Genomic DNA, 26,387 nt, shown 5'->3' on the forward strand with positions numbered 1-26,387 from the left:
ACGGGGATTAGCCCTTAAGCATCTTGGAAGTTAGTGGAACGGTCCTGGAAAGGCCGGCGATACAGGGTGATAGCCCCGTACACGAAAACAACCTTGATGTGAAATCGAGTAGGGCGGGACACGTGACATCCTGTCTGAATATGGGGGGACCATCCTCCAAGGCTAAATACTCCTGACTGACCGATAGTGAACCAGTACCGTGAGGGAAAGGCGAAAAGAACCCCTGTGAGGGGAGTGAAATAGAACCTGAAACCGTGTACGTACAAGCAGTGGGAGCCCTTCGGGGTGACTGCGTACCTTTTGTATAATGGGTCAGCGACTTACATTTTGTAGCGAGGTTAACCGTATAGGGGAGCCGTAGGGAAACCGAGTCTTAACTGGGCGTCTAGTTGCAAGGTGTAGACCCGAAACCGGGTGATCTAGCCATGGGCAGGTTGAAGGTTGAGTAACATCAACTGGAGGACCGAACCCACTAACGTTGCAAAGTTAGGGGATGACCTGTGGCTGGGGGTGAAAGGCCAATCAAACTCGGAGATAGCTGGTTCTCCCCGAAAGCTATTTAGGTAGCGCCTCGGACGAATACTACTGGGGGTAGAGCACTGTTTGGGCTAGGGGGTCATCCCGACTTACCAACCCCATGCAAACTCCGAATACCAGTAAGTAATATCCGGGAGACACACGGCGGGTGCTAACGTCCGTCGTGAAGAGGGAAACAACCCAGACCGCCGGCTAAGGTCCCAAAGTTCTGGTTAAGTGGGAAACGATGTGGGAAGGCTCAGACAGCTAGGATGTTGGCTTAGAAGCAGCCATCATTTAAAGAAAGCGTAATAGCTCACTAGTCGAGTCGGCCTGCGCGGAAGATGTAACGGGGCTCAAACCAGGCACCGAAGCCGCGGATTCACACTTATGTGTGAGTGGTAGGGGAGCGTTCTGTAAGTCTGCGAAGGTGTATCGAGAGGTATGCTGGAGATATCAGAAGTGCGAATGCTGACGTAAGTAACGATAAAGGGGGTGAAAAGCCTCCTCGCCGGAAGACCAAGGGTTCCTGTCCAACGTTAATCGGGGCAGGGTGAGTCGACCCCTAAGGCGAGGCCGAAAGGCGTAGTCGATGGGAAGCAGGTTAATATTCCTGCACGACTTGTAATTGCGATGGGGGGACGGAGAAGGCTAGGTGGGCCAGGCGACGGTTGTCCTGGTGAAAGTGCGTAGGTGGTGTTTCTAGGCAAATCCGGAGACACAACACTGAGACACGAGACGAACACACTACGGTGTGGAAGCCATTGATGCCCTGCTTCCAGGAAAAGCCTCTAAGCTTCAGATTACAAGTCATCGTACCCCAAACCGACACAGGTGGTCGGGTAGAGAATACCAAGGCGCTTGAGAGAACTCGGGTGAAGGAACTAGGCAAAATAGAACCGTAACTTCGGGAGAAGGTTCGCTCTTGACAGTGAAGTCCCTTGCGGATGGAGCAGTTGGGAGTCGCAGTGACCAGATGGCTGGGACTGTTTATCAAAAACACAGCACTCTGCAAACACGAAAGTGGACGTATAGGGTGTGACACCTGCCCGGTGCCGGAAGGTTAATTGATGGGGTTAGCGCAAGCGAAGCTCTTGATCGAAGCCCCGGTAAACGGCGGCCGTAACTATAACGGTCCTAAGGTAGCGAAATTCCTTGTCGGGTAAGTTCCGACCTGCACGAATGGTGTAACCATGGCCATGCTGTCTCCACCCGAGACTCAGTGAAATCGAATTCGCCGTGAAGATGCGGTGTACCCGCGGCTAGACGGAAAGACCCCGTGAACCTTTACTACAGCTTGGCACTGAACATTGAACCTACATGTGTAGGATAGGTGGGAGGCTTTGAAGGCGTGACGCCAGTTGCGCTGGAGCCGTCCTTGAAATACCACCCTTGTATGTTTGATGTTCTAACGCAGGGCCCTGAATCGGGCTCGCGGACAGTGCCTGGTGGGTAGTTTGACTGGGGCGGTCTCCTCCCAAAGAGTAACGGAGGAGCACGAAGGTTGGCTAATCCTGGTCGGACATCAGGAGGTTAGTGCAATGGCATAAGCCAGCTTAACTGCGAGACGGACAGGTCGAGCAGGTACGAAAGTAGGTCATAGTGATCCGGTGGTTCTGAATGGAAGGGCCATCGCTCAACGGATAAAAGGTACTCCGGGGATAACAGGCTGATACCGCCCAAGAGTTCATATCGACGGCGGTGTTTGGCACCTCGATGTCGGCTCATCACATCCTGGGGCTGAAGTCGGTCCCAAGGGTATGGCTGTTCGCCATTTAAAGTGGTACGCGAGCTGGGTTCAGAACGTCGTGAGACAGTTCGGTCCCTATCTGCCGTGGGCGTTGGATGATTGAAGGGAGTTGCTCCTAGTACGAGAGGACCGGAGTGAACGAACCTCTGGTGTTCGGGTTGTCACGCCAGTGGCACTGCCCGGTAGCTAAGTTCGGAATCGATAACCGCTGAAAGCATCTAAGCGGGAAGCGAGCCCTGAGATAAGTCATCCCTGACCCCTTGAGGGTCCTAAAGGGCCGTTGGAGACCACAACGTTGATAGGTGGGGTGTGTAAGCGCGGCGACGTGTTGAGCTAACCCATACTAATTACCCGTGAGGCTTAACCATACAACACCCAAGAAGTGTTCTAAGGCTTGTAGCAAATAGAACGAACTACTCAAATTCAGTGATAGTGACAAGCCAAGCGCAACATCACTACTCACGTCAGCTTTCTGGATTAAGAATTTGCCTGGCGGCCATAGCGCCGTGGAACCACCTGATCCCATGCCGAACTCAGAAGTGAAACGCGGTAGCGCCGATGGTAGTGTGGCATTCGCCATGCGAGAGTAGGACACTGCCAGGCACCCAATTTCAAGATTACGCCCAGCGTGGTCTTTACCGGTTAGTGTGCTGATATGGCTCAGTCGGTAGAGCGCATCCTTGGTAAGGATGAGGTCCCCAGTTCGATTCTGGGTATCAGCACCATTAAATAGAAAGCCTCCCTGAAAAGGGAGGCTTTTTTGCATCCGTCATTTTTTGATATCCCCTTACATTCCCTATTCCCGAACCCCCTTCTGCTTGCAGCCGACACTGTTTATCTGCTGGTTTGAGTCCTAATGTGTTACTCATTTGACTGCTATTGATGGTTTTATCCATAGATTTAACCATGATTGATTGACGTAAAACGTTTTACATGTAAAATCCGGCGCGTTTTGCCTATTACGTGGAGAGAGAGCATGGCGCAGGATAACGAATACTGTTTGGGGGCGGTACCCGCCAAAGGGCGCAAAGGTGTGCTGTCGCTGATGCTGGTGATGCTAGGCCTGACCTTCTTCTCTGCCAGCATGTGGACCGGTGGTGCGCTGGGCACCGGGCTGGTGTTCGATGACTTCATCAAGGCGGTACTGCTCGGCAACTTGCTGCTGGGTATCTACACAGCCTGTCTCGGTTATATCGGTGCCTCAACCGGTCTCTCTACCCATCTGCTGGCTCGTTACTCCTTTGGGGTGAAAGGTTCCTGGCTGCCATCCCTGCTGCTCGGCGGTACTCAGGTCGGCTGGTTTGGCGTTGGCGTGGCGATGTTTGCCCTGCCGGTGCAGAAGGCGACCGGCATAGATGTGAACTGGCTGATCGCCATTTCGGGCATTTTGATGACGGTGACCGTCTACTTCGGCATCTCCGCCCTGATGGTGCTGAGCTTTGTGGCCGTACCGGCCATTGCACTGCTTGGCGGCTACTCGGTCTGGCTGGCGGTGACCTCGACCGGTGGCATGGCTGCACTGCAGCAGGTACAACCAAGCAATCCCATCGAGTTCACCACGGCGTTGACCATGGTGGTCGGTTCCTTTATCAGTGCAGGAACCCTGACCGCCGACTTTGTCCGATTTGGTCGCAAACCCTGGGGCGCCGTCATGATTACCATGGTGGCGTTTTTTTTGGGCAACACGCTAATGTTCGTCTTCGGCGCAGCCGGTGCGGCCGTGACCGGTCAGGCCGATATCTCGGAAGTGATGCTGATGCAGGGACTGTTGATCCCCGCCATCCTGGTGTTGGGCCTCAATATCTGGACCACCAACGACAACGCTCTCTACGCCTCCGGCCTCGGTTTTGCCAACATTACCGGTCTCAAGAGCAAGCCCCTCAGCGTGATCAACGGCCTCATCGGTACGGCTTGCGCCCTCTGGCTTTACAACAACTTTGTCGGCTGGCTGGCCTTTTTGAGTACGGCAATTCCGCCGATCGGTGGCATTATCATCATGGATTTCCTGCTCAATCGTGAGCGTTACCGTCAATTTGCCGATCAGCAGTTCGAGACGGTGCGCTGGCAGGCACTGGTCGCCACGGCAGTCGGGGTGGCTGTCGGCAAGTGGCTGCCGGGCATAGTGCCACTCAACGCGGTATTGGGCGCCGCCTTCACCTATTTCATTCTGGTTCGCCTCACCCAGCGGCCGGTTCTGGTACAGGAAGCTAACAAATGCTGATTCAACATATTCGTTTGGCCGGTCGGGAAGGATTTTGGCAGATCCGCTGTCAGGATGGGGTCATCACCGCCATCGAACCCCATGACGAACATGCCGTCGCCGGTCGGGTGCTGGACGGGGAGGGCGGTCTGGCGATCGCCCCCTTTATCGAACCCCACATTCACCTCGATACCACCCAGACGGCCGGTGAGCCGAGCTGGAATCTCTCCGGCACCCTGTTCGAGGGGATCGAGCGCTGGGCCGAGCGCAAGGCGCTGCTGACCCATGAGGATGTGAAGCTGCGCGCCATCCAGACGCTGAAGTGGCAGGTCGCTAACGGCATCCAGTTTGTCCGTACTCACGTTGATGTCTCCGATCCCAATCTGGTGGCGCTCAAGGCGATGCTGGAGGTGCGGGAGGAGATGAAGGAGTGGGTCGAGCTGCAAATTGTCGCCTTCCCGCAGGAGGGGATCCTCTCCTACCCCAATGGCAAGGCACTGCTGGAGGAGGCGCTCAAGCTGGGGGCAGACGTGATTGGCGCGATCCCCCACTTCGAGTTTACCCGGGAATATGGGGTCGAAAGTCTGCACTACATCTTCGATCTTGCGGAGAAGTATCAGGTTCTGGTCGATGTGCACTGCGACGAGATCGATGACGAGCAATCCCGTTTCATCGAGACGCTGGCGACTCTCGCCTACGAGCGGGGTATCGGCCATCGGGTGACGGCCAGTCACACCACCGCCATGCACTCTTACAACGGCGCTTATGCTTCCCGCCTGTTCCGGCTGCTCAAGATGGCAGACATCAACTTCGTGGCCAATCCGCTGGTGAACATTCACCTGCAGGGGCGCTTCGATACCTATCCCAAACGTCGCGGCATTACCCGGGTGAAGGAGATGCTGGAGGCGAACATCAACGTCTGCTTCGGTCACGACGACGTGTTCGATCCCTGGTACCCCATGGGCACTGCCAACATGTTGCAGGTGCTGCACATGGGGCTGCATGTCTGCCAGATCATGGGTTACGAGCAGATCAACGACGGTCTGAAGCTGATCAGCAGCCACAGCGCCCGCACCCTGAACGTGCAGGATCGCTATGGTATCGAGGTGGGCAAACCGGCCAACCTGTTGGTCCTGCCCGCCGAGAACGGCTTCGATGCGGTGCGCCGTCAGGTGCCGGTGCGTTACTCGATCCGCCACGGCAAGGTGATTGCCCAGACCCGCCCGGCCCAGACCGAGATCGTGCTGGGTCAGCCAGAGCCCATCGATTTTCGCCGCTGAGATTTCAATCAGGCTGGATGTCGATTAGTTCCGCCTCTGGGCACAAGGGCCGCCATTGCGACATAATGGCGGCCTGACCCTGAGGGAGTGACACCATGCAAACCTGGTTCTATGTTGCTGCAGGGGGCGCCATCGGCGCCTGCCTTCGTTTTGGGATTGCCGAACTGATGGCCTTGCTGCTGGGGCGCCACTTTCCTTACGGGACTCTGGTGGTCAACGTGGTGGGCTCTTTCATCATGGGGGTGGCATTTGCCCTCATCAGTCATGGTCATGTGGTAGAACACCCGATGAAGCCGTTGCTGATGGTGGGGATCCTCGGTGCCCTGACTACTTTCTCTTCCTTTGCCCTCGATACGGTAGTGCTGGCTCAACATGGAGCCTATCTGAAAGCGCTGCTCAATATCGGTCTCAATCTCTTCCTCTGTCTGGCTATGGTAGTGCTGGGCATGCAGTTGGTTGCGAGCCGGGTTTAAGGTGTCCGGACGCCAGTGGCTCTGGTAAACTGGCGGCCATTCTTTGCTCTATGGGTGTTTAAGGGATGTCAGAACAAGCAACGACAACGCATTTTGGCTTTAAAACCGTGGCCGCGACCGAGAAGGAAACTCTGGTAGCAGGTGTCTTCCATTCGGTGGCAGCCAAGTATGATCTGATGAACGATCTGATGTCGTTCGGCATCCACCGCCTGTGGAAGCGCTTCACCATCGATTGTTCCGGTGTGCGCAAGGGTCAGAAGGTGCTGGATCTGGCCGGTGGTACCGGTGACTTGACCGCCAAGTTCTCCCGCATCGTCGGCGAGACCGGTCAGGTGGTGCTGGCGGATATCAACGATTCCATGCTGAAAGTGGGCCGCGACAAGCTGCGTAATCTGGGGGTCGCCAACAACGTCTCCTACGTGCAGGCCAATGCCGAGGCGCTCCCCTTCCCGGATAACCACTTCGACGTCATCACCATCGGCTTCGGCCTGCGCAACGTCACCGACAAGGACAAGGCGCTCGCCTCCATGTTCCGGGTGCTCAAGCCGGGTGGCCGTCTGCTGGTGCTGGAGTTCTCCAAGCCGGTCAGTGAAGTGATCGCCAAGCTCTATGACCTCTACTCCTTCAAACTGCTGCCGAAAATGGGCGAAATCGTCGCGAACGACAGTGAAAGCTACAAATATCTGGCAGAGTCTATTCGTATGCACCCGGATCAGCAGACCCTGGCTGGCATGATGGAAAATGTCGGTTTCGAGCAGGTGGAGTACTTCAATCTGACTCAGGGTGTGGTCGCCCTGCACCGCGGTTACAAGTTTTAAGGTTGCCTATGCCGATGGATGCCATGGTCACCGCGGTGATCGAAACCAGCCTCAACCAGTTGCTGGCGCTGGACAAACAGAGCCCGGAGCGGCTGCGCAAACTGGTGGGCAAGGTGCTCAAGCTGGAGCTGCGTGAACTCAAGCCGCTCTGGTTCGTCTTCTCCGAGCGTCGGCTGGATGTGCTGGCCCAGCATGAAGGGGAGGCGGATGCGGTGCTCAGTCTCTCCCTGACCGCCCTCGGTCTGCTGAAAGACCCGTCCGCCCTGACCCGCTATATCCGCGAGGAGAAGCTGGATCTGAGCGGTGATCCCCAGCTGGTGCAGGCATTCAGCGTGCTGCTGGGTGAGCTGGATATCGACTGGGAGGAGGAGCTGTCGCGCTATACCGGCGACGTGCTGGCCCACACCCTGTTCAGCGGTGCCCGTCAGGCGCGTCGTCTGGTCGGCCGCGAACTGTGCCGCACCCGCAGCCAGCTGGCGGAATATCTGACCGAAGAGGCCCGCCTCGCCCCCGGCCCACTGGAAGTGGCGAGTTTCAACGATGACGTCGAGGTGCTGGCCCAGCAGCTCAAGGCCGTCGAACTGCGGCTGGCCCGCTTCGAACAGCAGGTGACCTGATGACCCCGAAGGAGTTCAAACGCCTCTATCGCATCATCACCATCCTGCTGGAGCAGGGCATCGACGAGCTGGTGCCCGCCCGCTATCAACCCTGGCCGGGTCGTCTGGCCCGTCGCTCCCTGTTCTGGCTCAAGAACAGGCAACCGGATCTCAGCCGCGGTGCCCGCATCCGCCTCGCCTTCGAGGCCCTTGGCCCCATCTTCATCAAGTTTGGCCAGATGCTCTCGACCCGCCGCGACCTGTTGCCGCCGGACATTGCCGAGGAGCTGGCCCTGCTGCAGGACAGGGTGCCCCCCTTCTGTGGTCAGGCGGCGCGCCAGCAGATCGAACTGAGCCTGGGTTGTCCCATCGAAACCCTGTTTGACGACTTCGACGAGACGCCGCTGGCGTCGGCCTCCATCGCCCAGGTGCATACTGCCCGCCTGAAGGAGAGTGGCCGCGAGATCGTCATCAAGGTGATCCGTCCCGACATCGAGCCGGTTATCGAGGCTGACCTGCGGCTGATGCAGGCGCTGGCACGTCTGGTGGCCCGTTTTGTGCCCCAGAGCGCGCGGCTGCGACCCATCGAGGTGGTGGAGGAGTATCGCAAGACCATCCTCGACGAGCTGAATTTGATGCGCGAAGCGGCCAACGCCATCCAGTTACGCCGCAACTTCACCGGCTCCGAGGCGCTCTATGTGCCTGAAATCATCACTGATCTCTGCCGCGAGCAGGTGCTGGTGATGGAGCGCATCTACGGTATTCCGGTCTCCGATATACCGGCGCTGGAAGCCAACGGCACCAATATGAAGCTGCTGGCCGAGCGCGGGGTAGAGGTTTTCTTCACCCAGGTGTTCCGCGACAGCTTCTTCCATGCCGATATGCACCCGGGCAACATCTTCGTCTCTTACGAACATCCGGAAAACCCGCTCTGGATCGGCATCGACTGCGGTATCGTCGGTACCCTCAATCGGGAAGACAAACGCTATCTGGCGGAGAACTTCCTCGCCTTCTTCAACCGTGACTATCGCCGGGTAGCGGAGCTGCATGTGGAGTCGGGCTGGGTACCGGCAGACACCAAGGTGGATGAGTTCGAGTTCGCCATCCGCACCGTGCTGGAGCCCATCTTCGAGAAGCCGCTCTCCGAAATTTCGTTCGGTCACGTGCTGCTCAACCTGTTCAACACCGCGCGTCGCTTCCATATGACGGTGCAGCCGCAGCTGGTGCTGCTGCAAAAGACCCTGCTCTATGTGGAAGGGTTGGGGCGTCAGCTCTACCCGCAGCTCGATTTGTGGCAGACCGCCAAGCCGTTCCTCGAGAACTGGATGCACGAACAGGTGGGGCCAAAATCGGTATTGAACGCCATCAAGGAGAAGGCGCCATTCTGGGCGGAGAAGCTGCCGGAGCTGCCGGAGCTGGTCTATGAGACTCTGCGTCAGACCCGTCATCAGCAGCGTCATTTCGACCAGATGTTTGCCGAGTTCCGCCGTCACAGCCGTCGGCAGGGGCAGGCCCGCTACCTCTTAGGGGTTGGAGCCAGCCTGCTATTGGCGGGTGTATTCTTGCTGACCCAAAAACAACACATTGAGTGGGGACAAGCCAGTCTCGCCGGTGCAGCCCTCTGCTGGCTGGTCGGCTGGTTGCGAACCCGTTCCCATTAATCAACAACCGCGCCGTCAGGCGCCTGTTCTGGAGAGAAAATCATGGGTGGTATCAGTATTTGGCAATTGTTGATCATTGCAGTCATCGTCGTGCTGCTGTTCGGTACCAAGAAACTGCGCGGCATTGGCGGTGATCTGGGCGCGGCGGTCAAAGGGTTCAAGAAAGCCCTCTCCGACGAGCCGGCTGATGCCAAGGCCGAGCAGAAAGATGCCGAGTTTCCCCCGAAACAGCTGAACGAAGCGGCCACTCAGAGCAGTGAGACCGCCAAGCAGAAAGACAAAGACCAGGCCTAAGCCATGTTCGATATCGGTTTTTGGGAGCTGGTCGTTATCGGTGTGGTAGCACTGGTGGTACTGGGGCCCGAGCGGCTGCCGGTTGCCATCCGTACGGCTACCCACTGGATCCGCCTCATTCGTTCGACCGCGAACTCGGTCAAGTCCGAGCTGGAGCAGGAGCTCAAGTTGCAAGAGCTGCATAACGACCTCAAGAAGGCGGAACAGTTGCAGATGAGCAACCTGAGCCCCGAGCTGCAGGAGTCCATCGAACAGCTCAAAGCGGCGGCCCAGTCGGTCAATCGCCCCTATCAGGTGGAGAACGAGATCCGTCCGCCGCGCCCCGAGCCGGTCGTCCAGGCTGAGCCTGCCACACCGGTGGAGCCTGCGGTGCAGCTGAGCCACGACGTGCCGCCGGTCAACAGCCAGCGGGAGAGTGAGCCGGTGCCGGTCAGCGACTCCGCAGTAAAAGGGGAGGTGAAGCCATGAGTCAGGCCGAACAACCCCTGATCAGCCATCTGGTTGAGCTGAGAACCCGTTTGCTGCGCTCCATTACCGCCATCCTCGTGGTGTTTCTGGCGCTGATCTACTTCTCCAACAACATCTACGACTTTGTGGCCCAGCCGCTGCTCAGCCAGCTGCCGGAAGGGACCAGCATGATCGCGACGGATGTGGCGACCCCCTTCCTGACGCCGATCAAGCTGACCCTGGTGGTCTCCTTCTTCGTGGCGATCCCCTATCTGCTCTATCAGGCCTGGGCCTTTATCGCCCCCGGTCTGTACCAGCATGAGCGGCGCCTGATCATGCCGTTGGTGGTCTCCAGTGCCCTGCTGTTCTATGCGGGGATGGCGTTCGCCTACTACGTGGTGTTCCCGCTGGTGTTCGGTTTCTTCACCAGCACAGCACCCGCAGGGGTGACGGTGGCGACCGACATCGCCAGCTATCTGGACTTCGTACTGACCCTGTTCTTCGCGTTCGGGGTGGCGTTCGAAATTCCGGTGGCCACCATACTGCTCTGCTGGACCGGCGTGACCACACCGCAAAACCTGAAGGAGAAACGTCCCTACGTTGTCGTCGGGGTGTTTGTGGTCGGCATGCTGCTGACGCCGCCTGATGTCTTCTCCCAGACCCTGCTCGCCATTCCGATGTGGGCGCTGTGGGAGATAGGTCTGTTCTTCGCCCGCTTCTACGTGAAGAAAGAGGATGAAGAGCAACAGGAACAACCGGATGTGGAGAGCTGAGGCTCTGTTCGTCACCTGTTTGCCGGACGGCGAGAGGATGACTAAGTCCGCAGGAATAGCAGAACGAGGGGAGCTTAGGCTCCCTTCCTCTTTTCATGCTCCCATTCGAGGCGTATGGTAAGACCCCATTCGGTAGATGGTTTTCAAATACCTGATATGTATTCCTTTTGTTCGGAACGTCTCATTCCATGATCGATATCGGTTTAAACCTGACCAGCAGCCAGTTCGCCGGTGAACAGCCTGAGCTGGTTGCCCGTGCCCGCGCCGCCGGAGTGGAAGCGCTGATCCTCACCGGTACCGATCTGGCTGGTAGCCGCGAGAGCGCCGGGTTGGCCGCCCGCTGGCCGGGCTACTGCTTCTCCACCGCCGGGGTACACCCTCACGATGCCAAGAGTGTCGATGAGGCGACCCTGCCCGCCTTGCGCGAGCTGGCAGCCTTGCCGCAGGTGGTGGCTATTGGCGAGTGCGGCCTCGACTACAACCGCGACTTCTCCCCCCGTCCGGTGCAGGATGCGGTATTCGACGCCCAGCTGGCACTGGCCGCCGAGCTCGGGATGCCGGTGTTTCTCCACTGCCGCGATGCCCACGCCCGTTTTATCGAGATCCTCCGTCCCTGGTTGCCGAAACTACTGGGAGCCGTGCTGCACTGCTTCACCGGCTCCGATGAGGAGCTGGACGAGTGTCTGGCGCTGGGGCTGCATATCGGGGTGACGGGCTGGCTCTGCGACGAACGCCGCGGCCAGCTGCTGCGCGAGCAGGTGGCCCGCATTCCAGCCGGTCGGCTGATGATCGAGACCGATGCCCCCTATCTGGTGCCGCGAGATCTGAAACCGCGCCCGAAACGCAACGAACCCGCTTTTTTGCCGCACATCGCTCAGGTGGTGGCGGCCTGTCGTGGTGAAGCGCCCGAGGCCTTGCTGGCCAATACCCGGGCCACCTCCGCCGCGTTCTTCCAACTTCCTCTCCAGGAGTGATTCATGGCTACAACTCTTCCGGGCGCCTTTCCGGGCCGCCGCCTGCGCCGTCTGCGCAAACATGATTTCAGCCGTCGTCTGGTGCGCGAGAACGTACTGACCGTCAACGATCTCATCTATCCGGTGTTCGTGCTGGAGGGGGAGAATCGCCGTGAAGCCGTTCCCTCCATGCCGGGGGTGGAGCGTCTCTCCATCGATCTGTTGCTGGAGGAAGCAGCCGAGCTGGTGGAGCTGGGCGTACCTGCTATTGCCCTGTTCCCGGTCACTCCGCTGGAGAGCAAGAGCCTGATGGCGGAAGAGGCCTACAACCCGAACGGGCTGGCCCAGCGCACCGTGCGCGCCCTCAAGGCTCGCTTCCCGGAGCTCGGGGTGATCACCGACGTGGCACTCGACCCGTTCACCACCCACGGTCAGGACGGCATTATCGATGACGAAGGCTATGTGCTGAACGACATCACCACCGAGATCCTGATCAAGCAGGCGCTCTCCCACGCCGAGGCCGGGGTCGATATCGTCGCGCCGTCCGACATGATGGATGGCCGCATCGGCGCCATCCGCGCTGCGCTGGAAGAGAATGGCTTCATCAACACCCAGATCATGGCCTACTCCGCCAAGTACGCTTCCTGCTACTACGGCCCATTCCGTGATGCGGTTGGCTCTGCCGGCAACCTCGGCAAGAGCAACAAGGCCACCTATCAGATGGATCCGGCCAACAGCAACGAAGCCCTGCACGAAGTGGCGCTGGATATTCAGGAAGGGGCCGACAGCGTGATGGTCAAGCCGGGCATGCCCTATCTGGACGTGGTTCGTCAGGTGAAGGATCAGTTCGGCGTGCCGACTTTCGCCTATCAGGTCAGCGGCGAGTACGCCATGCACATGGCGGCGATCCAGAACGGCTGGCTGAAAGAGAAGGAGACCATCATGGAGTCTCTACTCTGCTTCAAGCGGGCCGGGGCCGATGGCATCCTCACCTACTTCGCCAAGCGCGTAGCGCAGTGGCTGAAGGAAGATGCCCGTTAAGCCGGGTTGAAGAGATAAACGAGAGGGGGAGCCGATGGCTCCCCCTCTATCGTTATGGCTCTCTTTTGGTCACGAGCGGATGATTACAGCTTGGTCCAGGCATCGCTCCAGTGGCTGCCGGTACCCGGCGCATAGTGGCTGGTCGAGCCGCCACACCAGCCGCTGTAGGGCCAGGGTTTGCACTCATAGTTGCCACCGGCATTGCTGACCCGATCACCGGCCTGATAGCTGGTGTTGGGGGCGTAGGCCGGGTAGTCACCTTCGCTCCCCCCGCTGCTCTCTTCGGTCAGCGCAACCGGGAAGCGCTGCACCACCGGCTGCTGGCCATCTGCCAGACCGGTGATCACGACGTCGTAGCTGCCATCGGTGACATTGCTGCCCTGCAGTATCAGGGGGCTGGTGCCGTTCACTTGGCTGCTGGTGGTACCGTGGCTGTGGCCGCTCTGCTCCAGAGTCGCGGTGACCTGTACCAGGTTGGCGGTGGTCACGTTGAAGCGGATGCTGACCTGACCGTTGACTATGGTGTACTCGCTCGCCATGGCGCTGACGGTGAAGTCGCTGCTGCCTTCTGCGGGTGGCGTTGTGCCGCCGCAGTCGCTGTCGCCCTGTACGCGCCAGACGCCCCAGTCACCCGTGGTGCCCGGCTCTTCGTTCTGGGTCCACCAGCCTGCCAGCCAGTTCTTGCCGTTGTGGCTGACGATGTCGCCGCCCACATAGACCTTCTTGGCATCCCAGCTGTTTTCACAGACGGCGCCCTGCTCCCTGACGGTCACGTTGCGCTGCTGGGTTACCTGCTGACCGGCGCTGTCGCTCACCTGATAGGTGAGGGTGTAGCGGCCGACCTTGCTGCTGTCGACGTTGCCGCTGACCTTGATTTGGGCGGTCAGGTCGCCATCTTCTTCATCATGGGCGCTGACGCCGGTCATCGGATCGAAGGGGGTACCCAGCTCCAGCGTGGTGTCGGTGACACCGCTGAACACCGGCTTCATGCTGTAGACCTCGATGGTGCGTACCTGCTCGGTGACGTTGTTGTCGCGATCGCTCACCTTGTAGGTGAGGGGGTAGAGGCCGATGCGCTGGCTATCTACCGAACCTTCCACCTGGATCTGGCCAGTCAGGTCGCCATCTTCCTTGTCGTTGGCGCTGACACCGGCCAGCGGATCAAAGGCGGTACCCTGCTTGATGCGGGTATCGCTCAGGCCGCTGAACACCGGCTTGCCGTTGTCGACCGGAGGCGTGATCTCCTGATCGTGGATGAAGGGGCCGTAGTTCTTGATGAAGGATTCGTTGTAGGACTGACCGGCGGCGTTGCGGCCAATGTCCCAGTTGATGGACCAGGTCATCACGCCACGCAGCGGTTGCCCCTCGCTCTTCAGGCGGTTGAAGGCGTTGTAGAGTTTCTGCGGATCCTGCACATAGCCGGTGGCGGCGGCATCGATGTTGGTCGGAATGCCGAACACCAGCTTGTCATGGGGGATCTTGTAGAAGCCGCGGGTTCCGTTGCTCAGCGAATCCGCCATGTAGTAGATGAACTCTTCTTTCAGGGCATCGTTGTTCTGGGCAATCCAGCCGATCCCATCGATGTAGATACCGTCACCACCCTGGTTGTAGAACTGGGGGTTGATCCAGTCGTAGTAGCCTTCCAGATTGCGGATATAGGGGATGTAGGCGCCAGTCTGGGTCAGATAGGGGAACTCCGGCGCCATGGTGATGAGGAAGTTTTTCCCCTGAGCGCGGTAGTGATCCTTGACCAGACGCAGGGCCGCCGGGATCACGGTCTGGTTGTTGGCGGCAGTGATGGCGGCCTGTTCCAGGTCGATATCCAGCCCGTCGAAGCCATAGGTCTCCACCAGACGGATGATCTCGTCGGCAAAGGCCTGCTCCTGACCCTTGCGCAGCTCGATGTGCGCATCGGCACCGCCCAGCGCCAGCAGCACGGCACGGCCCTGACGGTTCAGCTCGGCGATCTGCTCGATAAACTGGCTTTCGCTCATGCCGATGGCCGGGTCGAGTTTGAAGGTGGGGATGGGATCGCTGCCATACACCTTCATGAAGGAGACATCGACCACGTTATATTGCGGGTTGACCTGATCGAGCTTGACGCAGGGGGCGATACCGCCCTTGTAGCCCGAGCCGTCACACCAGTTGTGCCAGTAGCCGACCACTACGCCGGACTGGGGGTTGACCATCGCCTGACCGGCACTGGCGGCATATGCCATGGGGGCGCCCATGCCGAGCAGGCAGCCAAGCAGGGATAATTTGAGTTTGTTCATCGTCTCTCCGTACGGTGCAAATGGGGCGTCGGTTGTGACCGGACGTCCCCGGGGGCAGCCCCGCTGTCATAGGTGTTTTCCCTTAGACCGGTGGCTTTGCGTCGCGCCCTTTCGGGTCACTTTGCCTTTTTCACCCGATTTCTGTGCAGCACAGAGAATCAAGTGACCTGCATGGCAGGTTGCCTATGATAGATGCTTGAAAATAAATTAATCAATAGTTGGTTTTGATTCTAATTTACTGAAAAATATTGATAATTTGTTACAGTTACCACATTTTGTCCGTTTCCATGATTGAGCATGACGGTACTTGGCTGGCAGCTGTGGCGCCGGTAAATGGCGACTTTTTGCCCCTTGAAAGTAGCGGTAAGAGCCAAAAAAGGCCCACAGATTCATTCTGTTACTGGCTGTTGATAGCAAAACTGCAGCAACGGCAGAGATCCGGGTCGCAATGGCTGGAAAAGTACAGGGTTGCGGCGGATTCCCGCTTGATTATTGCGTGGCTTGGCCACATGTTAGAAAGCCATACAGAGCTGCTAAAGCGGTCTGTTCAAGACCAAACAAGAGGTAACCGGGATGAATAACCCTTTGCTGACAATGGATTCACTGCCCCCTTTCAGCCAGATCAAGCCGGAGCAGGTTCAGCCTGCCGTGATTCAGGCGATTGCTGACTGCAAGCAGAAGATCAGCGATGTGCTGGCCCAGCGTGATCCCCATACCTGGGATAGCCTGATTGCCCCGCTGGAAGAGGTAAATGACCGTCTGTCACGGATCTGGTCACCGGTCAGCCACCTCAACTCCGTACTCAACAGCGAAGCGCTGCGCGAGGCCCATGATGCCTGCCTGCCGCTGCTCTCCGAATTCCAGACCTATGTCGGTCAGCATGAAGGGCTCTATCAGGCCTATCTGGCCCTCTCCCAGAGCGATGATTTCCCGCTGCTGAGCGGCGCCCAGCGCAAGGAGATCCAGAATACCCTGCGTGACTTCCGCCTCTCCGGCATCGGTCTGCCTGCCGAGGCGCAGCAGCGCTACGGCGAAATTCAGGCCCGCCTCTCCGAGCTGGCCTCCCGTTTCAGCAACAACGTGCTGGATGCCACCCAGGGCTGGCACAAGCTGGTGGCCGATGAAGCCGAGCTGGCCGGTCTGCCCGACAGCGTGCGTGCCGCTGCCCGTCAGATGGCTGAACTTAAAGGCAAAGAGGGGTGGCTGTTCACGCTGGATATCCCCTCTTATCTGCCGGTGATGATGTATGCCGACAACCGCGAGCTGCGCGCCGAGATGTATGAGGCCTTCACCACCCGCGCCTCCGATCAGGGCCCCAATGCGGGCAAGTGGGACAACTCCGCCATCATGAGCGAGCTGCTCACCCTGCGCCGCGAACTGGCTCAGTTGCTGGGGTTCGCCAACTATGCCGAGCTCTCCCTGGCCACCAAGATGGCGGACAAGACCGAACAGGTGGTGAGCTTCCTCACCGATCTGGCGGCCAAATCCCTGCCGCAAGGCAAGGCCGAGCTGGAGGAGATCCGCGCCTTCGCCGCCGAGCAGCATGGTCAGAGCGAGCTGGCAGCCTGGGATCTCGCCTACTACGCCGAGAAGCTCAAGCAGCACAAGTTCTCCATCTCCGATGAGCAGCTGCGCCCCTACTTCCCCGCCAGCAAGGTGGTGAAGGGGCTGTTCGAGGTGGTGAAGCGGGTGTTCGGCATGAAGGTGCGCGAGCGTCTCGGCATCGACACCTGGCACCCTGATGTGCGTTTCTACGACATCTTCGATGCCGACGACGAGCTGCGCGGCAGCTTCTACCTCGACCTCTACGCCCGCGAGCACAAGCAAGGCGGGGCCTGGATGGATGTCTGTCTGGGTCGTCGCTACCGTCAGGATGGCTCGCTGCAAAAGCCGGTGGCCTACCTGACTTGCAACTTCAACGGCCCGGTGGATGGCAAGCCAGCGCTGTTCACCCACAACGAAGTGGTCACCCTGTTCCATGAGTTTGGCCACGGCATCCACCACATGCTGACCCGCATCGATGTGGCCGGTGTCGCCGGTATCAACGGCGTGGCCTGGGATGCGGTAGAGCTGCCGAGCCAGTTCCTCGAGAACTGGTGCTGGGAGTCCGAGGCGCTGGCCTTTATCTCCGGCCACTACGAGACCGGCGAGCCGCTGCCTGCCGAGCTGCTGGAGAAGATGCTGACCGCCCGCAACTTCCAGGCTGCGATGCAGATGCTGCGCCAGCTGGAGTTCGCCCTGTTCGACTTCCGTCTCCATCAGGAGTTTGATCCGGCCAATCCGGCACAGCTCCCGGCGCTGCTGGATGAGGTGCGCAGTCAGGTAGCAGTGATGACGCCGCCAGCGTTCAACCGCTTCCAGCACAGCTTCTCCCACATCTTTGCGGGCGGCTATGCGGCGGGCTACTACAGCTACAAGTGGGCCGAGGTGCTCTCTGCCGATGCCTTCTCCCGCTTCGAGGAGGAGGGGATCTTCAACCCGGCGACCGGCCAATCCTTCCTGAAGAATATTCTGGAGAAGGGTGGCTCGAAGGAGCCGATGGAGCTGTTCCGAGCCTTCCGTGGTCGTGAGCCCAAGGTGGATGCGCTGTTGCGACACAGCGGGATCGCTGCCTGAGATTCCTGACCCGCCGCCTGTGTGAGCTTCAAGCAGGTACACTGTTTTGCGGCATAGTGGGATCAAGTCGTGATTTCTGCGACAAAAAGGGACCTTTTGGTCCCTTTTTTCAAGGCTTTTTAATATCTTGCTGATTGCATATTTGCACTGCTCACAGCTCTTCAGTAGAGTCGTGTTCTAACCTTCAAGGAGAGAAAGCCACTTGCCATGAGGCGAGCACTCGATTCCGTCTATCAAATCATCTCCAGTCTGGCTCATTCGAGCGGCCAGGGATATTTCGATACCTTTGTGAGTGAAATCGCCGCTGCTGTGATGGCTGATGTCGTCCTGATCGCCAGCAGGGAATCAAATGCTTCCCATCTTACGGTTCAGGCTGCCCATCCCTCCTCTCTTGACCCCGATACCCTGACGCTGCCAATCACTGATTCTCCCGATGCCATTACCTGGCAGGAGGGGGAAGCCTGGTTCAGCGATCGTCTGCTTCAGCTCTTTGCCAACGTTCCCCTTGCACAGGAGTGGCAACCTCAGGCCTATGCCGGGATTGTCCTCAGGAATGCAGATGGCGAGACCATAGGTATCTGCGCCCTGCTTTATCGTCAGCCGCAGGCCAATATGAGCAAGGTGATGGGGTTGCTCCGGTTGCTGGCTCCGTTGGCGGGTCGCGAGCTGGCGCTGATGCTGCAACGACAGCTGCCCTCCCCTCTGCCTGAACCGTCCCATGCATTGCAGAGCATGCTGTTCCAGGCTCCGGTGGGGATCGGCAAGCTGGACCTGGCTGGCCGTATCCTCTGGGCCAACCCGGCCATCGAGCAGATGCTTGGTTATCCCCTCGACGAGTTGCTGCAGCGATCCATCTCCGACATCAACCATCCCGAGGATTGGCAGGGCAGCCTCGTTTGCTACGAAGAGATCCGCCGTGGCGAGCGCAGCAGTTTCACCCGGGAGAAGCGCTACTTCTGCAAGGGGGGGCAGATCTTGTGGGGGCGGGTAACCGTCACCCTGATCCGTGACAAGCAGCAGCAGCCGGACTACCTGATGGTGCTGCTGGAGAATATCGATCCTCTCAAGCGCCATGCGGAGCAGCTCAAGCTCTCCCACCGGGTCTATGACAATCTCTCCGAGGCGATCCTGGTCTGTGATGCCGATAGCCGCATCATCTCGGTCAATCCGGCCTTCGAGCAGATCACCGGCTACAGCAGTGACGAGGTGCGAGGCCAGCGCCCCAGCCTGCTCAAGTCGGGGCTGCACGATCAGACCTTCTATGCCGACATGTACCATGCGCTGGAGCGGGTGGGGGTGTGGCGTGGCGAGGTGTGGAACAAGCGCAAGAACGGCAAGCTCTATCCGCAGCAGCTGATGATCAGCACCCTGCGCGAAGCCGGCAAAATTCAGCAATATATCGCCATTTTCAGCGATCTTTCCCAGACCAAGGTGGCCGAACAGAAGATCGCCGCACAGGCCAACTATGACAACCTCACCAGCCTGCCCAACCGCTGGCTGTTCAGTCGCTGTCTCAGCCGCTTCTGCGAGCGGGGCGAGCGCTTCGCCCTAATGGTGCTCGACCTCAACAACTTCAAGGCGGTCAACAACAGCATGGATCACCATGCCGGTGACGCCCTGTTGCGGGAGGTGTCGGACCGGCTGGTGAGCCGGGTGCGCACCGAGGACCTGGTGGCCCGCATCGGTGGTGACGAGTTCGCCTTTCTGGTGCCAGGCATCGTCACCCGTCGTCAGGCCGAGGTGTTTGCCAAGCAGGTTATCGGTAGCTTTACCCGCCCCTTCATGCTGGCCAACCAGCATCTCTATGTTACGGCAACCGTGGGGATGACCCTCTGCCCCGTCGATGGTAGCGAGAGTGACGAGCTGCTGCGCAACGCCGAACAAGCGCTGTTTGCCGCCAAGCGGCAGGGGCGGTTGATCGGTACCTACTGCTCCTCAATGCGGGAAGAGGTGCGTCAGCGCCACCAGATGCAACAGGATCTGGCGGAGGCGATCAAGCTGGAGCAGTTAACCATGGCCTACCAGCCGATCTGGGACAACCGCAGCGGTCGGGTCGCCAAGCTTGAGGCGCTGGTGCGCTGGTATCACCCCCAGTGGGGACAGGTGTCGCCAGCCGAGTTTATCCCGCTGGCGGAAGAGGCGGGGTTGATTCAGGGGCTGGGTGCGCTGGTGTTGTGGCAATCATGCCGGGATCTGGCTCGGTTGCAGCAGTCCGGCTTCCCTGATCTGCAGATGTCGATTAACCGCTCCACCATGGAGTTCCAGACTATCGACCCCGAGGCGAGCGAGTGGCTCAAGGTGATCCAGCACTTCGGGCTCGATCCTGCCGACATCGTCATCGAAATCACCGAATCTCTGCTGATGGAGAGCAGTGATCAGCACAGGGTGCGGATCGATGCCCTGCGCGAGGCGGGTTGCAAGCTGGCTATCGATGATTTCGGTACCGGCTACTCGGCCCTCAACTATCTGCGCTCTTTCCCGGTGGATCTGGTCAAGATCGACCGCTCTTTTGTGCGCCATATCCCCTTCAACGAGCAGGATCGGATGCTGCTGGACGGCATCATCAACATAGTGCACAACCTCGGTATGCAGGTGGTGATTGAGGGGGTAGAAACCCGCGAGCAACTCAACTTCCTCTGTCAGAAGGGGTGCGCCTTCACCCAGGGTTATCTGCTCAGCCGCCCGCTGGCCTATGACGATCTCATTGATTACCTCGCTCTCAACCGTCAGGGGATGAACCTCACTGTCGTGAGCTGATCCACCGCTTCTGTTATCATGGCCGCTTCTGTACGTGCCATGAGTCTGTCTCCTATGCCCCATATTCAGGTTTTCAGTGAAGTCCCCGCCCGTGATGGCGAGCTCGACGCCCTGCGTTTACGCCTTGCCGACGTGGAGTTTCCGGCTCCGTTTGCGCTGGTACTGACTGAAGAGAGACTGGAACTGCGCAAGCTGGACGAGCCCAAGCTGGGTGCCGTCTATGTGGACTTCGTGGAAGGGGCGGTGGCACATCGTCGCAAGTTTGGTGGCGGTCGCGGTCAATCTATCGCCAAGGCGGTGGGGCTCAAGGCCGGTGCCACACCGACCGTGGTGGATGCCACTGCCGGGCTGGGGCGCGATGCCTTCGTACTCGCCTCTCTCGGTTGCAAGGTGACCCTGATCGAACGCAGCCCTGTGGTGGCTGCTCTGTTGCAGGACGGGCTGGCGCGGGCGGCACAGGATCCCGAGATTGGCCCCTGGGTCAGCGAGCGGATGCACCTGCTGCAAGGTCCGGCGGTGGACAACTTGCTGGCGCTGCCGGAGCGGCCCGAGGTGATCTACCTCGACCCCATGTTCCCCCACAAGCAGAAGTCGGCGCTGGTGAAAAAGGAGATGCGGGTGTTCCAGTCGCTGGTGGGGCCGGATCTTGATGCGGATGCCCTGCTGCCTGCCGCGCTCAAGATGGCGAACAAGCGGGTGGTGGTGAAACGCCCCGACTACGCCGGCTGGCTCAATGAACAGAAGCCCAGCATGGCCATCGAAACCAAGAGCAACCGCTTCGATGTCTATGTGATGGCGGCGCTGGCAGCGGGTTAACGGCCGGTGTGAGCCGCAGATGCAAAAAGGAGGGCCAACGTCATGTTGGCCCTCCTTTTTCGTATTGGATTCAGTTGGTTGGCGCGAAGCGGATCAGCTTTTCTTCCCTTTGCCAGTTCAGGCGCAGGGTCGCCAGTTCTGCCAGACTGAGCCGCTCGCCACTGTGCAGCAGCAGATACTCGACCCCTTCGCTGGCTTCGATGGTGCGGATCTTGTCATCCCGCTGGCGACCATCGCGGCTGGTGAGGGTCACCGGTAGTTGCCAGCTGGCAGCAATTTCGAGCCAGTCGTAGAGATCGCAGCTGATGGGTTGATAATCCGGCATGATCGGCTCCAAAACAGGCGGGTTGCTGAGTCAGGCTTCCTGTACGCGGGTCGGCCAGCCCATCTTCTGCTGGCGTTCCACCTCGAGCCGCAGCTCGCTGGCGCGCAGGTAGTGTTCATCCATCCAGCCCTTGGGCAGGGTCAGGGTCAGTGACTCCTCTTCTGCCTGCAGGGTGAAGCTGGGCACAGTGCCCTGGGTGCGGCGCATGCAGAGGATCAGGGCGATGCGCAGGATACGGGCCAGCCGGATCGCCTGACGACCGGTGACAGCACCCTGCTTTTCCAGCGGTTCCAGCTTGAATTCGTCCCGCTGGTTGAACAGCAGGGCCGACAACAGCTTCTTTTGCGCAGGGGTAAAGCCCGGCATATCGATGTTGTCGATGATGTAGGCGGCGTGTTGCGGCGCCTTCTTGTACTCGATACAGAGGCCGATCTCGTGCAGCAGGGCGGCATAACGCAAGATCGGGCGACCGTAGCGTTTGGAGAGTCGCCAGGCCGGTTGCAGCTGGTTGAACGCCTCGACGGCGGTATCGCGCACCCGTTCGGCGTGCTCTTTATCCAGCTGATAGCGGCTGATCAGGCTGTCGGCGGTACGATCCCGGGCATCACAGTCGTGATTGTTGCCCAGCAGACCGTAGATCAGTCCTTCACGCAGGGCGCCCCCCGCGAGGGTCATGCTCTCGATATCGAGTGTTTCGAAGATGGCGATCAGGATGGCGAGGCCGGAGGGGAACACGGTCAGCCGCTCGGCCGCCAGCCCTTCCAGTTGCAGCCGGTCGAGCTTGCCGCAGGCGATGGCCTGACCCATCAACTCCTGCAACTTCGGCAGGGTGACCCGCTCGCTCTTCCCTTGCGCCAGCATGATCTCTTGCAGCGCCTGTACCGTGCCGGAGGCGCCGACGCAGGTGCGCCAGCCGAGGGCGCGGTAATCTTCCGCCACCTTCTCCAGCACCGCCTTGGCGGCGGCAATCGCCTGCTCGAAACGAGCTTCGGAGAGCTCACCATCACCAAAGTGATTGTTGAGCCAGGTGACGCAGCCCATGTGCAGGCTGTTGAGCAGTTTTGCTTCGCTATGTTCGCCGATCACCAGTTCGGTGCTGGCACCGCCGATGTCGATCACCAGCCGGTTGCCTTCCCCGGCGGAGGTCCAGGAGACCCCTTCATAGATGGTCTTGGCCTCTTCCTCGCCCGAGATGATCTCGATGCTGTGGTTGAGTACCCGTTCCGCTTCGCTGAGGAACTCGTCGACGTTGGTGGCAAGCCGCAAGGTTGCGGTGCCCACCACCCGGATGTTGTCGGCCGGAATGTCCTGCAACTGTTCGGAGAAGAGACGCAAACAGTCCCAGCCTCGCTCCATGGCGGCACGGCTGAGACGAAATTCCGGATCGAGCCCGGCTGCGAGGCGAACCTTGCGCTTGACCTTGGCGACGGTGCGCAGGGCACCGGCGACCTCGCGCACCACCAGCATATGAAAGCTGTTGGAGCCGAGGTCGATAGCGGCATAGAGAGGCGAGTTGTGCAACGGGCCTGTCCTTAGCTCTTGCGCGGCGGACGACGACGGTTGTTGCTGTTGCCACCGCCCTGACGATCCCGCATGTTGCGGTTCACCGGCTGACGGTTGCGGAACACCCGTTTCGGCGGGGTCACGTCATCCAGCAGCGCTTCACGGTCGTACTTGCTGACCGGAATGGCGTGGTGGATGTACTCCTCGATGGCCGGCAGGTTGAAGGCATAGTCTTCACAGGCCAGGCTGATGGAGTGACCGCTCTTGCCGGCACGACCGGTACGACCGATACGGTGTACATAGTCTTCGGCGTCGTCGGGCAGGTCATAGTTGAAGACGTGGGTCACGTCAGGGATGTGCAGACCACGGGCGGCCACGTCGGTGGCGACCAGAATATCGAGCGCACCCTTGGTGAAATCCTCGAGGATCTTCATCCGCTTTTTCTGCGGCACGTCACCGGTCAGCAGACCTACGCGGTGGCCGTCGTTTTCCAGCCAGGCATGGACGTCTTCACAGACGTGCTTGGTGTTGGCGAAGACGATCGCTTTTTCCGGCCACTCCTCTTCCATCAGGGAGAGCAGCAGCAACATCTTGTCTTCGTTGGAGGGGTAGAACAGCTCCTCCTTGATCCGCACGCCGGTCATCTGCTCCGGCTCTACCTGCACATGTTCCGGGTGGTTCATGTGTTCGTAGGCCAGCTCCTGCACACGCAGGGAGAGGGTTGCGGAAAACAGCATGCTCAGACGCTCGGTCGCGGGCGGCATGCGGCGGAACAGGAAGCGGATGTCCTTGATGAAGCCCAGATCGAACATGCGATCCGCTTCGTCCAGTACCACGACCTGAATGTTGCTCAGATCGATCACCTTGGACTTGAAGTAGTCGATGATGCGGCCAGTGGTGCCGATCAGGATGTCGACGCCCTGCTCCAGCACGGCCAGCTGCTTGTCGTAACCTTCGCCGCCGTAGGCGAGGCCGAGTTTCAGGCCGGTAGAGGCGGCAATGCTGTCGGCATCGTTATAGATCTGTACTGCCAGTTCCCGGGTGGGTGCCATGATGATGGCTCTGGGTTGATTAACCAGACGGGGCTTGGTCAGCGGGTGAGTCAGCAAATAGTTGAATGTCGCGGCCAGGAAGGCAATGGTCTTGCCGGTTCCTGTCTGGGCCTGACCGGCGAGGTCATGACCTTCTACCAGCAGTGGCAGAGACAGTGCCTGGATGGGCGTGCAATAGTGAAATCCCTTTGATTCCAGACCAGCCAGAACTTCGGGTTCGAGGCCCATTTGGGCGAATTTGTCGGTCGTTAAGTGTGTTTTGCTCATGGCGGTAGGTTATCAGGTTAGGCTTGCAATAATAAACAGGATCATTTCAAATAGGGCAACTATTGCCTTTGTTGATATGTCAATAAAGCCTTAATTACTGACTGGAGTTGGAGATGAGTGACAAGATTGTTCAGCTGAGCGATGCCAGCTTCGAGGCAGATGTAATCAAAGCCGATGGCGCCGTTCTGGTCGACTTCTGGGCCGAGTGGTGTGGTCCGTGCAAGATGATTGCCCCGATCCTGGAAGAAGTTGCCCAAGAGTACGAAGGTCGCGTGACCGTAGCCAAACTGAACATCGACCATAACTCTGATACTCCGCCCAAGTACGGCATTCGTGGTATCCCGACCCTCTTGCTGTTCAAGAATGGCGAAGTGGCAGCGACCAAGGTCGGTGCACTGTCCAAGACTCAGCTGAAAGAGTTCCTGGACGGCAACCTGTAATAATTAAAGAGGAGCGCATTGCAATAATGCGCTCCTTGTGTTTTATCACCTAGACGCTCATCCCGATTGGTGCTAGTTTATCGCTCGTTTGCTAACCTTTTTGCCTGACTCTTTGCTAACCACAGCCTGGCAATCAAATCCGATCAGCATCAATCCAGCAGACTGTCTCCTCATTTCAATCCTTGCTTACAGACTTTCACCACTATGAATCTGACTGAATTAAAGAACACTCCTGTGTCCGAGCTGGTCAAGCTTGGCGAATCCATGGGGTTGGAAAATCTGGCTCGGGCGCACAAGAAAGATATTATTTTTGCAATCCTCAAGGCGCACGCCAAGGGTGGTGAAGATATCTTTGGCGACGGTGTGCTGGAAATCCTGACCGATGGTTTCGGCTTCCTGCGCAGTGCAGACGGCTCCTATCTGGCAGGCCCTGACGATATCTACGTCTCCCCGAGCCAGATCCGCCGCTTCAACCTGCGTACCGGCGATACCATCTCCGGCAAGATCCGGCCACCGAAAGAGGGCGAACGCTACTTCGCACTGCTCAAGGTCAATGAGGTCAACTACGACCGTCCGGAAAACTCCCGCAACAAGATCCTGTTTGAAAACCTTACCCCCCTGCATGCCAACGAACGTCTGCGTATGGAACGGGGTAATGGCTCTACCGAAGATATCACCGCCCGTGTACTGGACCTGGCTTCCCCCATCGGTAAAGGTCAGCGTGGCCTGATCGTGGCGCCGCCCAAGGCCGGTAAGACCATGCTGCTGCAGAACATCGCCCAGAGCATCGCCTACAACCACCCGGACTGTGAACTGATCGTTCTGCTGATCGATGAGCGTCCGGAAGAAGTGACCGAGATGCAGCGGATGGTGAAAGGTGAAGTGATCGCTTCCACCTTTGACGAACCTGCTTCCCGTCACGTTCAGGTTGCCGAGATGGTGATCGAGAAGGCCAAACGCCTGGTCGAGCACAAGAAAGATGTGGTGATCCTGCTGGACTCCATCACCCGTCTTGCTCGCGCCTACAACACCGTTATCCCGTCATCCGGCAAGGTACTGACCGGTGGTGTGGACGCCAACGCCCTGCACCGTCCGAAGCGCTTCTTCGGCGCCGCGCGTAATGTTGAGGAGGGCGGCAGCCTGACCATCATCGCCACCGCGCTGATCGATACCGGTTCCAAAATGGACGAGGTTATCTACGAAGAGTTCAAGGGTACCGGCAACATGGAACTGCACCTCTCGCGCAAGATTGCCGAGAAGCGTGTCTACCCGGCCATCGACATCACCCGCTCCGGCACCCGCAAGGAAGAGCTGCTGACCACTGGTGACGAGCTGCAGAAGATGTGGATCCTGCGCAAGATTGTCCACCCGATGGGCGAGATCGACGGTATCGAGTTCCTCATCGACAAGCTGGCGATGACCAAGACCAACGACGAGTTCTTCGACGCCATGCGGCGCCAGCAGAAGTAAGTCCGGTCAGAAAATGACGAAACCGCGGCCCTGGTCGCGGTTTTTGTTTATCTGTTTTCCGGTTGC

At 59.0% G+C, this 26,387-nt stretch carries 21 protein-coding genes, 1 tRNA gene, 2 rRNA genes and 1 riboswitch (1 of these 25 cut by a window edge); of the genes, 19 read left to right on the forward strand and 5 right to left on the reverse strand.

All coding sequences use genetic code 11. The features are described from left to right. From ACTG2J_RS00055 to ACTG2J_RS00065, 3 genes are all read left to right on the forward strand, one after another. Nucleotides 1-2,634, forward strand: a 23S ribosomal RNA gene (locus ACTG2J_RS00055); it begins 256 nt to the left of the window's first position. Between the two features lie 120 nt (nt 2,635-2,754). After that, nucleotides 2,755-2,869: ribosomal RNA gene (gene rrf, locus ACTG2J_RS00060) — 5S ribosomal RNA — on the forward strand. 46 nt (nt 2,870-2,915) lie between these two features. Then, a tRNA-Thr gene (locus tag ACTG2J_RS00065) sits at nt 2,916-2,991 on the forward strand. Here the strand turns inward: ACTG2J_RS00065 and ACTG2J_RS00070 are convergent. Next, entirely contained in the window at nt 2,992-3,162 is a 171-nt protein-coding gene (locus ACTG2J_RS00070) for a hypothetical protein (RefSeq protein ID WP_162628472.1), read from the reverse strand. A gap of 80 nt (nt 3,163-3,242) precedes the next feature. On the opposite strand from ACTG2J_RS00070, the gene codB reads away from it, so the two are divergent. The 11 genes from codB (at nt 3,243) to hemB (ending at nt 12,802) form a co-directional block, all read left to right on the forward strand. Further along, the gene (gene codB / locus ACTG2J_RS00075) at nt 3,243-4,487 is read left to right on the forward strand and encodes a cytosine permease (RefSeq protein WP_069556499.1); all 1,245 of its coding nucleotides are present in this window, start codon (nt 3,243-3,245) and stop codon (nt 4,485-4,487) included. After that, nucleotides 4,481-5,746: a cytosine deaminase gene (locus tag ACTG2J_RS00080; protein ID WP_439997048.1), complete on the forward strand. Its 1,266-nt coding sequence runs from the start codon at nt 4,481-4,483 to the stop codon at nt 5,744-5,746. The genes codB and ACTG2J_RS00080 overlap by 7 nt, the downstream gene beginning before the upstream one ends. Before the next feature lie 95 nt (nt 5,747-5,841). Beyond that, a complete protein-coding gene (gene crcB, locus ACTG2J_RS00085) occupies nt 5,842-6,219 on the forward strand; it encodes a fluoride efflux transporter CrcB (protein WP_005339378.1) in 378 nt (125 codons plus the stop codon). A gap of 65 nt (nt 6,220-6,284) precedes the next feature. Then, on the forward strand, nt 6,285-7,037 hold the full coding sequence (ubiE, locus tag ACTG2J_RS00090) for a bifunctional demethylmenaquinone methyltransferase/2-methoxy-6-polyprenyl-1,4-benzoquinol methylase UbiE (RefSeq protein WP_005342396.1): 753 nt from the start codon (nt 6,285-6,287) through the stop codon (nt 7,035-7,037). 8 nt (nt 7,038-7,045) lie between these two features. Beyond that, nucleotides 7,046-7,654 (forward strand): ubiquinone biosynthesis accessory factor UbiJ, encoded by a 609-nt coding sequence (locus tag ACTG2J_RS00095; protein WP_005339380.1) that lies wholly within the window; start codon nt 7,046-7,048, stop codon nt 7,652-7,654. Next, the gene (gene ubiB, locus ACTG2J_RS00100; protein ID WP_257691700.1) at nt 7,654-9,294 is read left to right on the forward strand and encodes a ubiquinone biosynthesis regulatory protein kinase UbiB; all 1,641 of its coding nucleotides are present in this window, start codon (nt 7,654-7,656) and stop codon (nt 9,292-9,294) included. Before ACTG2J_RS00095 ends, ubiB begins: the two co-directional genes overlap by 1 nt. A gap of 42 nt (nt 9,295-9,336) precedes the next feature. Beyond that, the gene (gene tatA, locus ACTG2J_RS00105; RefSeq protein ID WP_005339385.1) at nt 9,337-9,588 is read left to right on the forward strand and encodes a Sec-independent protein translocase subunit TatA; all 252 of its coding nucleotides are present in this window, start codon (nt 9,337-9,339) and stop codon (nt 9,586-9,588) included. Nucleotides 9,589-9,591: 3 nt separating this feature from the next. Further along, complete coding sequence (tatB, locus tag ACTG2J_RS00110) at nt 9,592-10,056, forward strand: Sec-independent protein translocase protein TatB (protein WP_113740661.1); 465 nt, start codon at nt 9,592-9,594, stop codon at nt 10,054-10,056. After that, nucleotides 10,053-10,808, forward strand: a complete 756-nt coding sequence (tatC, locus tag ACTG2J_RS00115; RefSeq protein WP_005342401.1) for a twin-arginine translocase subunit TatC — start codon at nt 10,053-10,055, stop codon at nt 10,806-10,808. The genes tatB and tatC overlap by 4 nt, the downstream gene beginning before the upstream one ends. A 188-nt stretch (nt 10,809-10,996) precedes the next feature. After that, the gene (locus tag ACTG2J_RS00120) at nt 10,997-11,782 is read left to right on the forward strand and encodes a TatD family hydrolase (protein ID WP_439989132.1); all 786 of its coding nucleotides are present in this window, start codon (nt 10,997-10,999) and stop codon (nt 11,780-11,782) included. Nucleotides 11,783-11,785: 3 nt separating this feature from the next. Further along, nucleotides 11,786-12,802, forward strand: coding sequence for a porphobilinogen synthase (gene hemB / locus ACTG2J_RS00125; protein ID WP_005357271.1), 1,017 nt, complete (start codon nt 11,786-11,788; stop codon nt 12,800-12,802). A gap of 83 nt (nt 12,803-12,885) precedes the next feature. Here hemB and ACTG2J_RS00130 read toward each other — a convergent pair whose 3' ends face one another. Beyond that, nucleotides 12,886-15,075: an immunoglobulin-like domain-containing protein gene (locus ACTG2J_RS00130; RefSeq protein WP_439997049.1), complete on the reverse strand. Its 2,190-nt coding sequence runs from the start codon at nt 15,073-15,075 to the stop codon at nt 12,886-12,888. 50 nt (nt 15,076-15,125) lie between these two features. Beyond that, nucleotides 15,126-15,211: riboswitch (cyclic di-GMP riboswitch) on the reverse strand. Nucleotides 15,212-15,648: 437 nt separating this feature from the next. Between ACTG2J_RS00130 and prlC the strand changes: the two genes are divergently transcribed. From prlC to ACTG2J_RS00145, 3 genes are all read left to right on the forward strand, one after another. Then, a complete protein-coding gene (gene prlC / locus ACTG2J_RS00135; protein ID WP_108613498.1) occupies nt 15,649-17,691 on the forward strand; it encodes an oligopeptidase A in 2,043 nt (680 codons plus the stop codon). A gap of 207 nt (nt 17,692-17,898) precedes the next feature. Further along, complete coding sequence (locus ACTG2J_RS00140) at nt 17,899-20,448, forward strand: putative bifunctional diguanylate cyclase/phosphodiesterase (RefSeq protein WP_439997050.1); 2,550 nt, start codon at nt 17,899-17,901, stop codon at nt 20,446-20,448. Nucleotides 20,449-20,502: 54 nt separating this feature from the next. Beyond that, a complete protein-coding gene (locus tag ACTG2J_RS00145; RefSeq protein WP_234923230.1) occupies nt 20,503-21,264 on the forward strand; it encodes a class I SAM-dependent methyltransferase in 762 nt (253 codons plus the stop codon). A 70-nt stretch (nt 21,265-21,334) separates the two neighbouring features. Here ACTG2J_RS00145 and ACTG2J_RS00150 read toward each other — a convergent pair whose 3' ends face one another. From ACTG2J_RS00150 to rhlB, 3 genes are read right to left on the reverse strand one after another with little or no spacing between them, the layout of a single operon-like run. After that, nucleotides 21,335-21,589 (reverse strand): Rho-binding antiterminator, encoded by a 255-nt coding sequence (locus tag ACTG2J_RS00150; RefSeq protein ID WP_201991022.1) that lies wholly within the window; start codon nt 21,587-21,589, stop codon nt 21,335-21,337. Between the two features lie 30 nt (nt 21,590-21,619). Next, a complete protein-coding gene (gppA, locus tag ACTG2J_RS00155) occupies nt 21,620-23,110 on the reverse strand; it encodes a guanosine-5'-triphosphate,3'-diphosphate diphosphatase (RefSeq protein WP_113740666.1) in 1,491 nt (496 codons plus the stop codon). An 11-nt stretch (nt 23,111-23,121) separates the two neighbouring features. After that, a complete protein-coding gene (gene rhlB / locus ACTG2J_RS00160) occupies nt 23,122-24,411 on the reverse strand; it encodes an ATP-dependent RNA helicase RhlB (protein WP_005339414.1) in 1,290 nt (429 codons plus the stop codon). Nucleotides 24,412-24,524: 113 nt separating this feature from the next. On the opposite strand from rhlB, the gene trxA reads away from it, so the two are divergent. Continuing rightward, entirely contained in the window at nt 24,525-24,851 is a 327-nt protein-coding gene (gene trxA, locus ACTG2J_RS00165) for a thioredoxin TrxA (RefSeq protein ID WP_005339416.1), read from the forward strand. A 204-nt stretch (nt 24,852-25,055) separates the two neighbouring features. Beyond that, entirely contained in the window at nt 25,056-26,321 is a 1,266-nt protein-coding gene (gene rho, locus ACTG2J_RS00170) for a transcription termination factor Rho (RefSeq protein WP_005342418.1), read from the forward strand. The last annotated feature ends 66 nt before the right edge of the window (nt 26,322-26,387 follow it).

Source organism: Aeromonas sp. 6P, assembly GCF_051919525.1.
In the GTDB taxonomy this organism is placed as follows: Bacteria; Pseudomonadota; Gammaproteobacteria; order Enterobacterales; family Aeromonadaceae; genus Aeromonas; species Aeromonas veronii.

Excerpts from the sequence above, each read along its gene's own strand:
- codB (WP_069556499.1), top strand. The coding sequence starts at position 3,243 with ATGGCGCAGGATAACGAATACTGTTTGGGGGCGGTACCCGCCAAAGGG.
- ACTG2J_RS00070 (WP_162628472.1), bottom strand. The coding sequence starts at position 3,162 with ATGGATAAAACCATCAATAGCAGTCAAATGAGTAACACATTAGGACTC.
- ACTG2J_RS00080 (WP_439997048.1), top strand. The coding sequence starts at position 4,481 with ATGCTGATTCAACATATTCGTTTGGCCGGTCGGGAAGGATTTTGGCAG.
- ubiB (WP_257691700.1), top strand. The coding sequence starts at position 7,654 with ATGACCCCGAAGGAGTTCAAACGCCTCTATCGCATCATCACCATCCTG.
- tatB (WP_113740661.1), top strand. The coding sequence starts at position 9,592 with ATGTTCGATATCGGTTTTTGGGAGCTGGTCGTTATCGGTGTGGTAGCA.
- rho (WP_005342418.1), top strand. The coding sequence starts at position 25,056 with ATGAATCTGACTGAATTAAAGAACACTCCTGTGTCCGAGCTGGTCAAG.
- trxA (WP_005339416.1), top strand. The coding sequence starts at position 24,525 with ATGAGTGACAAGATTGTTCAGCTGAGCGATGCCAGCTTCGAGGCAGAT.
- ACTG2J_RS00095 (WP_005339380.1), top strand. The coding sequence starts at position 7,046 with ATGCCGATGGATGCCATGGTCACCGCGGTGATCGAAACCAGCCTCAAC.
- ubiE (WP_005342396.1), top strand. The coding sequence starts at position 6,285 with ATGTCAGAACAAGCAACGACAACGCATTTTGGCTTTAAAACCGTGGCC.
- ACTG2J_RS00130 (WP_439997049.1), bottom strand. The coding sequence starts at position 15,075 with ATGAACAAACTCAAATTATCCCTGCTTGGCTGCCTGCTCGGCATGGGC.
- tatC (WP_005342401.1), top strand. The coding sequence starts at position 10,053 with ATGAGTCAGGCCGAACAACCCCTGATCAGCCATCTGGTTGAGCTGAGA.
- prlC (WP_108613498.1), top strand. The coding sequence starts at position 15,649 with ATGAATAACCCTTTGCTGACAATGGATTCACTGCCCCCTTTCAGCCAG.
- ACTG2J_RS00150 (WP_201991022.1), bottom strand. The coding sequence starts at position 21,589 with ATGCCGGATTATCAACCCATCAGCTGCGATCTCTACGACTGGCTCGAA.
- hemB (WP_005357271.1), top strand. The coding sequence starts at position 11,786 with ATGGCTACAACTCTTCCGGGCGCCTTTCCGGGCCGCCGCCTGCGCCGT.
- ACTG2J_RS00120 (WP_439989132.1), top strand. The coding sequence starts at position 10,997 with ATGATCGATATCGGTTTAAACCTGACCAGCAGCCAGTTCGCCGGTGAA.
- ACTG2J_RS00140 (WP_439997050.1), top strand. The coding sequence starts at position 17,899 with ATGAGGCGAGCACTCGATTCCGTCTATCAAATCATCTCCAGTCTGGCT.
- ACTG2J_RS00145 (WP_234923230.1), top strand. The coding sequence starts at position 20,503 with ATGCCCCATATTCAGGTTTTCAGTGAAGTCCCCGCCCGTGATGGCGAG.
- tatA (WP_005339385.1), top strand. The coding sequence starts at position 9,337 with ATGGGTGGTATCAGTATTTGGCAATTGTTGATCATTGCAGTCATCGTC.
- crcB (WP_005339378.1), top strand. The coding sequence starts at position 5,842 with ATGCAAACCTGGTTCTATGTTGCTGCAGGGGGCGCCATCGGCGCCTGC.
- rhlB (WP_005339414.1), bottom strand. The coding sequence starts at position 24,411 with ATGAGCAAAACACACTTAACGACCGACAAATTCGCCCAAATGGGCCTC.